Origin of the sequence: Deinococcus sp. (assembly GCF_018260405.1) — a bacterium.
In the GTDB taxonomy this organism is placed as follows: domain Bacteria; phylum Deinococcota; class Deinococci; order Deinococcales; family Deinococcaceae; genus Deinococcus.
The window spans coordinates 70,296-77,255 of record NZ_JAGLBG010000004.1 but is presented as its reverse complement, the minus strand read 5'-3'; the positions used below and the strand labels follow the sequence as shown (position 1 = coordinate 77,255).

General features: G+C 65.5%; 7 protein-coding genes. 1 reads left to right on the top strand and 6 read right to left on the bottom strand.

From position 1 onward, the window contains the following. Positions 1–220 precede the first annotated feature (220 nt). The 5 genes from QZ269_RS01510 to QZ269_RS01490 all read right to left on the bottom strand — a co-directional run bounded on the left by QZ269_RS01510 (position 221) and on the right by QZ269_RS01490 (position 4,574). Positions 221–676 (bottom strand): peroxiredoxin, encoded by a 456-nt coding sequence (locus tag QZ269_RS01510; RefSeq protein WP_291423542.1) that lies wholly within the window; start codon positions 674–676, stop codon positions 221–223. Positions 677–700: 24 nt separating this feature from the next. Then, on the bottom strand, positions 701–1,354 hold the full coding sequence (gene phoU / locus QZ269_RS01505) for a phosphate signaling complex protein PhoU (protein ID WP_291423540.1): 654 nt from the start codon (positions 1,352–1,354) through the stop codon (positions 701–703). A 181-nt stretch (positions 1,355–1,535) separates the two neighbouring features. After that, positions 1,536–2,459, bottom strand: a complete 924-nt coding sequence (locus tag QZ269_RS01500; RefSeq protein WP_291423550.1) for an ATP-binding protein — start codon at positions 2,457–2,459, stop codon at positions 1,536–1,538. Positions 2,460–2,542: 83 nt separating this feature from the next. Further along, a complete protein-coding gene (locus QZ269_RS01495; protein ID WP_291423538.1) occupies positions 2,543–3,256 on the bottom strand; it encodes a response regulator transcription factor in 714 nt (237 codons plus the stop codon). Positions 3,257–3,368: 112 nt separating this feature from the next. Continuing rightward, positions 3,369–4,574, bottom strand: a complete 1,206-nt coding sequence (locus QZ269_RS01490) for an MFS transporter (protein ID WP_291423536.1) — start codon at positions 4,572–4,574, stop codon at positions 3,369–3,371. A 238-nt stretch (positions 4,575–4,812) separates the two neighbouring features. On the opposite strand from QZ269_RS01490, the gene QZ269_RS01485 reads away from it, so the two are divergent. Beyond that, positions 4,813–5,628 carry a Cof-type HAD-IIB family hydrolase gene (locus tag QZ269_RS01485; protein WP_291423534.1) on the top strand — a complete coding sequence of 272 codons (816 nt, stop codon included), beginning with the start codon at positions 4,813–4,815 and terminating at the stop codon, positions 5,626–5,628. Between the two features lie 81 nt (positions 5,629–5,709). Here QZ269_RS01485 and QZ269_RS01480 read toward each other — a convergent pair whose 3' ends face one another. Continuing rightward, a complete protein-coding gene (locus tag QZ269_RS01480; protein WP_291423532.1) occupies positions 5,710–6,942 on the bottom strand; it encodes a methyltransferase domain-containing protein in 1,233 nt (410 codons plus the stop codon). Between the last annotated feature and the right edge of the window lie 18 nt (positions 6,943–6,960).

Sequence of the window (6,960 nt, the reverse complement as noted above, 5' to 3'; positions counted from 1 at the left end):
TTGGCGTGCTGGAGAGTGTTCATCTCTTATTCTGCACCCAAAAACCTGAGTATGCAGAATTTCGTCCGGGTTTCAATGCATAAGGTTGACTTTCCCTGTATACAACGCTACACTTTACCTATCACCGTCCGAGAAGGACGGATTTTTTATTGTCTCACCTACATACAGAAAACAACCCCTACGCCAGCGCGGGTAGGGGAGAACAGGACAGAGCGTCGGTTCAGAGCTGTTTGATTTGGTTCAGAACCTCACTCGGGCGCACGGTGTAGTCGCCGGGGGTCGCCTCGATGTGCTCGTAACGCACAGTGCCTTCCTTATCGATCACAAAGACGGCGCGTCCGCTGATACCCCGCTCGTCGATGGCGACGCCGTACTCACGGGCCACCTTCAGGGTCATGTCGGCCAGCAGCGGCACCTCGATGCCGTATTCGGCGGCCCACGCCTTATGCGCGTGAACGCTGTCGCGGTTGATGCCCAGCACGACTGCTCCGGCGTCTGTGAAATCGTCCTGATGGCCGCTGTATTCCGGCAGCTGCATACTGCATACCGGACTGAAGTCAAGCGGATAGAACACCAGCACCACGGTCTTGTTGCCCATGAAACTGCTGAGGGTTATGTCCTGTCCGGTGCTGGCAGGCAGGGTGAAGTCGGGCGCGGGCTTTCCGAGAAGGCTCATAGGGTCAAGTCTACTGGTTGCCGGTCAGTGATTGATGGCGGTGCGGTCGCCGGTAACCCAGTAGCGCACGCGCTCGGCCACGTTTTCCATGTGGTCGCCGACGCGCTCCAGGCTGCGGCCCACGCGCAGCAGCAGAAGGGCTTTGCTGATGTTGCGGGGGTCTTCGAGCATGTAGGTAACCAGTTCGCGCTGAATCTGCTCGTACAGCTCGTCGATCTCGTCGTCCATGCCGATGGTGTTCTCGGCGCGAACCACGTCGCGGTCGGCCAGCGAGGTGCGCAGGTTCTGGCTCATTGCGGTCAGGCGCTCAAGCATACGCGACAGGTTCACGTACTTCTTGAGGGCCGGAGACTCGGCGAGTTCTGCGCCGTCTTCAGCGACGTGCACGGCGTAATCGCCCATGCGCTCGATGTCGGACAGGCTCTTGAGCACCAGGGCGACCATCCGCAGGTCGCGGGCCACCGGTTGGTGCAGAGCGATCAGACGCAGGCACTCGGCCTCGATCTGCGCTTCCTGGGCGTCTACTTCGCGGTCAATGCTGCGGATTTCCTCAAGGCGCTCGACGTTAGCATTAAGCAGAATATCGGCGGCAACGGGAAACATCCGCTCGACGGTACCAAGCATGTTCAGGGCACCATTCAGGATGGATCTCAGATCAGATTCTAGGGCTTCGCGCATGGGGTTTCTCCTCGGGGCTGAACGTACCACCTGTTCATGACTTCGGTGTCAGCCAGCAGTCAGAAGTGTAGGCCAGCTGCGCCGCGTGTACAGGGGTAGGGAAGGGGCGGAGGGACAAGGAAGCGGCAAGAGGCGGGCAGAGCAAAAGCGCAGTAAAAAGCGTGCGTGGTACGGGCATTCATTAGCCCTGGCTGAGGCCAGCCACGCCGGGCAGCGTGAAGCAGAAGGCGTTCTGGTCGCCCTCACGCTCGACCCAGGTCTGCCCGCCCCAGCCGTGGACAATGCTGCGCACGATATACAGGCCCATGCCGCTGCCCTGGCCGGTGGCCGCCTTGCCGCGCGTATGGGCCTGAAAGAGGCTCTCGGTGTCCGAGATGGCTGGGCCACGGTCGAGCACCGCGATCTCAACCCAGGTGCCGCGCACAGTGGTTCGTACGTGAATCGGCTGTCCGGCGGGGCCATATTTCAGGGCGTTCTCGATCAGGTTCAGAACCACCTGAAGGAGTTTGTCGGGGTCAGCCCGCACCAGATAATCCTGTCCGAACGTTACGGCGCTGTGGCGGGCGCTTAGCTCGGTTGCCAGCAGGCGCTCGGCGCGGGCAAAGGTCTCGGCCAGCGGCACCGTGCGGGCGCGGGTGGGCCGGAACCCCACGGCGAGGTCCTCGACCAGTCGGGCCAGCCGCTCGGTTTCCTGAAGGCCCTGGCGCACGAAATTCTGCGCGAGGTCCTGGGGCATGTCGTATTCCAGCGCCTCGAGTACGCCGCGCAGGGCAGCCACGGGCGTGCGGAACTCGTGCGAGAGCACGGCAGTGGCCTCGCGCAGTTCGGCCTCGCGGCGGCGGTGCTCGGTCACGTCCTCCACGATCAGGGCGCTGTGCTGGTCCGTGTGGGTCGCGGTGCAGCGCAGGGTGCGGCCCGTGACTTCCAGTTCCAGTTCGCCGCCGCGCTCCAGCAGAGTCTCTAAGGTATGGCGGCGCACGATTTCCAGCACTGGGCGTCCGGCGGCGCGTTCCTGGGGCACACCCCACAGGCGCACGGCGGCGGCGTTCAGCCGCGTGACCTTGCCCTGCTCGGTCAGGATGACGGCCTGAGGCAGCGCGTCCATCCAGCTGTCGTCGGCAACGGCCCTGGCACTTTTGGGATCGTCGGGCGGAAGAGGCAGGCCCAGGGATGAAGTGGAGGAAGTGGTCATGTGGCGAGGGTCTCCGCTTCCCTGTGCTCGGTGTTCCAAACCCGCATTCGGTAGCCCTTGCCGCGCACGGTTTCCAGAAAGCTGGGTTTGCTGGGGTCGTCGCCCAGGTGGGAGCGCAACTGCGTGATGTGCTGGTCGACGGTGCGTTCACCGCCCAGGAAATCGGCGCCCCATACGCGGTCAAGCAGCTCGGTACGCGAATAGACCCGGCCCGCGTTCTGGGTTAGAAAGGACAGCAGGTCGAATTCCCGCCGGGTTAAGTTAAGCTGCTTGGTATTGATGGTCGCCTCGGCAGACCCCACGTTGATCAGCAGCGGCCCGTTGGCCATGTTCTGCGGTGTATCGGGCTGAGCACGCCGCAGCAGCGCCCGCACCCGCGCCACCAGTTCGGCTGCCGAAAAGGGCTTGGTCAGGTAATCATCGGCCCCTGTTTCGAGGCCCTCGACCCGCTCGGCCTCGGCGGCGCGGGCTGTAAGCATCAGCACCGGCAGGCGGCGCAGTTCACTGTCTGAACGCAGGTAGCGCAAAAAGCTCAGGCCGCTTTCGCCGGGCAGCATCCAGTCAAGCACCAGCGCGTCGGCGTCCTTGAGGGCCTCGCCCGCGTCACGGGTCGTCTCGAAGGCCGAAACGCGCAGACCCGCCCGCTCCAGGTGAAAGCGCAGCACGTCTCTGACCGTTCCCTCGTCTTCAATTACGACCACATGGCTCATTACCCTTCATTCTGAGTGAAGGCGTCAGGCAAATGTCAGCTCGGGATTCACAAGCCCCTTGTGCGTCTGTGCTCACGTTGCCTGGAGCGTGGCCCTATCCCCCGTGAGCGGCCTACCACAGGGCAGCTGGCTGTGACCGCATGTAATACCCCTGCGTGAGCAAAAAGACCACCGCCCCCAGCGCAAATACGCCCGGTTGCCCGGCCAGTTGCCAGACTGCTCCGCCTAGCACCGGCCCCACAGCGTACCCTAGCGATTCGACCGCCATAACGGTGCCCCAGGCCGCCGCCCGGTGTGCCTCGGGCAGGGTGCGCCCCACCAGCCCGTTCCACCCGGCAATAAAAGCTCCGTAGCCCAGCCCCAGCAGCGGGGCCAGTGCCCAGAGGCGGGGCCGCACGTCTCCTGCTGCGCCCGGTGCGGCGCCCGGCGGCAGGTCCGAGAGGGCCATCAGCCCGAACACCAGCGCCAGCAGCAGCAATCCTGGCGTCAGCGCCCGGCGTGGATGGGCCTGGTCGGCCAGCCGCCCGAGCAGCCACAGACTCAGGGCAAACGCGGCGGCGGCCAGCAGCCCCGGCCCGACCAGGTCGCTCAGGTGCAGCCCCAGGTGGGCCAGCAGCGGGTAAATCAGCGTAATGAGAAGCCCCGGCGCGAGGGTCTGGGCAAAGGCGGCGGGCAGCAGCGCCGCGACCCGCTGCCAGCCGCGCCAGACGTTCGCCACCAGGTGGTTCTGCGCCAGCACGGGGGTCTGCGCCAGCACGGGCAGCCGCAACCCCCATAGGCTCAGGGCCAGCAGCAGCGCCAGCCCCTGCGAACCCAGCAGCAGCGTCCAGGCTGCTCCGGGCCGGGCCTGCATCAGTGGGCCGACCAGCAGCACGCCTGCCAGAATCGCCGGGGCCACGCTCAGGTTGCTGACTGCCAGCGCCCGCGAAAGCCGCTCGGGGACGGCCAGGGCCTGTGACACGCTCATGACGCCGGGCCACAGCGCCGAGAAGCTCAGTCCCCACACCGCGCACGCCAGCACCCCGAATACAGGCGACGGAAAAAGCCGCACGCCGACCACCGTCATCAGCCCCAGCAGCGTGCCCAGCAGCAGCACCCGTCCCAGCCCGAAGCGCTCGGAGACCAGCCCCATCGGCCCTTTGCCCAGCGCGTCCATCAGGTAATGCCCCCCGACCATCAACCCGATTAGACCAGGACTGAGGTGTAGCCCGGGGCCAGCCACTGGCAGCGCCGAGACGAAAAACCCCGTGCGGACCAGTTCGCTTGCCAGCAGCAGGGCCAGCAGGCGTAGCATGGTCAGGGGCCGGGTCCACAGCATTTCCTGAGTTTACCTGCGCGGGTTGTCACGCGGCTGATGTCTGCATGTTCGGCAAAGATTTTGCCCGCTTGGCGGTATAAATTCGCAGAGCGGAAGGCGTGTTATACCGCCAAGCTCGCATAAGCAGCCGCCGAGTCAAAAGTGCCTCATAAAGGCGGTTTTTTTCGCTGGGTTCCTTGTTCGGAGAATTGCCTGTGGTAGGGTCATAGTTCTGGCAATTGGTATTAGCCTGGAGAACATGCCTATTCGCCTGATCGCCACTGACCTCGACGGAACCCTGCTGCGCCGCGACCTGAGCGTCAGCCCCCGCACCCGCCGGGCGCTGGACGGGGTGCGGGCACGCGGCCTGGAGGTGGTGCCAGTCACGGCGCGGCAGCCAGAGGGCCTGCGCCTGATTGCGGGGCAAGCCGGAATGACCGGCTGGGCGGTGTGCAGCAACGGTGCCCTGGGCCTTCACCTCGGTACGGGCGAAATTCTATTTGAAAACCTGCTGGAGTCCGGCACCCAGCGGAAACTGGCCGTGGCTATAACGGCGCGGGTGCCCGGCACCGTGTTCGTCAGTGTACGCGACGCTGGCACCGTGTTTGTGGCGCAGCGCGGGTACAGCGAGCTGGCGCAGTACACCGACCATAAACGCGACCCCGGCAGTCTGGGCGGCTTTACGCTGGAAGAAGTCGTGGCCCGGCCCAGTCTCAAGCTGGCTCTGCGCCACCCCGAACTCAGCCCGCCCGAACTGCTGGCGCAGGTTCACTCGCTGGGGCTGAGCGGCTTTCACGCGACCCACAGCGGCGCTCCATTTGTAGAGGTCGCGGCGCAGGGCGTGACCAAGGCGTCCGGCGTGGCCCGGCTCTGTACGCACCTGGGGATCGCGAAGAGTGAAGTGATGGCTTTTGGCGACGCCCCGAACGATGTCGAAATGCTTGCCTGGGCCGGGCACGGTGTGGCAATGGGCAACGCTGACCCTGAAGCCCGCACCGCTGCCGATGAAGTCGCGCTCACCAATGAAGAAGACGGCGTGGCCGTGGTGCTGGAACAACTGCTGGTGGGAGGCTAATACGGACTGCCGCCCCCTTCCGCCCGCAGTCGGGAAGGCCGCCGCCTGCGAATCACGCTGTATCCTCTACCCGGCAGGTTCTTATCTGTTCAGCACGCTCACGATTTCGATGTGGCTGGTCTGCGGGTAAAAGTCGTGCGGGGTTACGCTGCCCAGCTTCCAGCCGTAGCGGGCAAGTTCGCCCACGTCCCGCGCCCAGGTCGCCGGGTCGCACGAGATGTACACCAGGCGGTCGGCGGTGCTGTGCTGAATGTGCTGGCGGGCGGTGTCGTCCAGTCCGGCGCGGGGTGGATCAACCACGATCACGTCGGCTCCCATCTCGGCGAACTCGGCGGCGTCGCCGTGGCGGTAGGCCACATTCTTGAGGCCCGCCGTCGCCACGTCCTGCCGCCCACGGGCCAGGGCCTCGGCGCTGGTGTCCAGCACAGTCACGCGCCGAAAATTGGGGGCGAGGTGCCGCGCGATAGCGCCCGCACCGCCGTAGAGGTCGGCGGCGTGGTCGCCCTTGCCCGCCAGCTGCGCTGCGTGGGCGTAGGCCAGCCCCGCCGCTGGCGGATTCACCTGCGCGAAGCCCGCCGCGCTGACCCGCACCTGCACGTCGCCGAACTGCTCCAGAATGTCGTTTTCGCCCGCGATCAGGCGCACACCCGCGCTAAAGCGTTTTCCGGCAGGCTCGGCCAGCGAAACCCCGGCCACGCCCGCGTCCATCAGGTGATCACTGGCCCGCAGGAACTTTTTCGGTTCGCCCGCGCCGATCAGGGCCGCCACGACTTCGTCCGTGAGGGTGCTGGCCCGGAAAGCGACCTCGGTCGCGGGGTCCAGTTGCGCGGGGTCCAGTTTGTCCAGAATTGCCTGAATCTGGGGCATCACCAGCGGGTCTTTCTCGAACACTAGTGGCCCGCTGCCCCGGCGCTCGCGGTAGGCAAAGCCCTGCGGCGTAATCAGGTACTGCGCGGTATTGCGGTAGTTCCATTCCTGCGGGCTGGCCACGGTCGGCTCGACCTCGTGCTGGATCTTGGCGATGCGCTGGAGGGCTTCTTGCACGAAGCCGCGCTTGTATTCCAGCTGCGCGGCGTAACTGGCATGGGCGAGGTCGGCGGTGGGCAAGTCGGGGGCATCTACCCGGTCGGGACTGCGGCGCAGGAGTTCGGTCACGCGGCCCTGGCGCACGCCCTTGCCAGGACGCACCTCGGCGGTTACGCGCTCGCCGGGCAGAGCGCCGCGCACCAGCACCACGCCGGAGTCGTCACGGGCCAGACCCAGCCCCCCGGCGACCAGTTTTTCGATTTCCAGCGTGAGTAACGGTTCAGACATAACACACAGCCTAAAGCA

Excerpts from the sequence above, each read along its gene's own strand:
- QZ269_RS01510 (WP_291423542.1), bottom strand. The coding sequence starts at position 676 with ATGAGCCTTCTCGGAAAGCCCGCGCCCGACTTCACCCTGCCTGCCAGC.
- phoU (WP_291423540.1), bottom strand. The coding sequence starts at position 1,354 with ATGCGCGAAGCCCTAGAATCTGATCTGAGATCCATCCTGAATGGTGCC.
- QZ269_RS01500 (WP_291423550.1), bottom strand. The coding sequence starts at position 2,459 with ATGGACGCGCTGCCTCAGGCCGTCATCCTGACCGAGCAGGGCAAGGTC.
- QZ269_RS01495 (WP_291423538.1), bottom strand. The coding sequence starts at position 3,256 with ATGAGCCATGTGGTCGTAATTGAAGACGAGGGAACGGTCAGAGACGTG.
- QZ269_RS01490 (WP_291423536.1), bottom strand. The coding sequence starts at position 4,574 with ATGCTGTGGACCCGGCCCCTGACCATGCTACGCCTGCTGGCCCTGCTG.
- QZ269_RS01485 (WP_291423534.1), top strand. The coding sequence starts at position 4,813 with ATGCCTATTCGCCTGATCGCCACTGACCTCGACGGAACCCTGCTGCGC.
- QZ269_RS01480 (WP_291423532.1), bottom strand. The coding sequence starts at position 6,942 with ATGTCTGAACCGTTACTCACGCTGGAAATCGAAAAACTGGTCGCCGGG.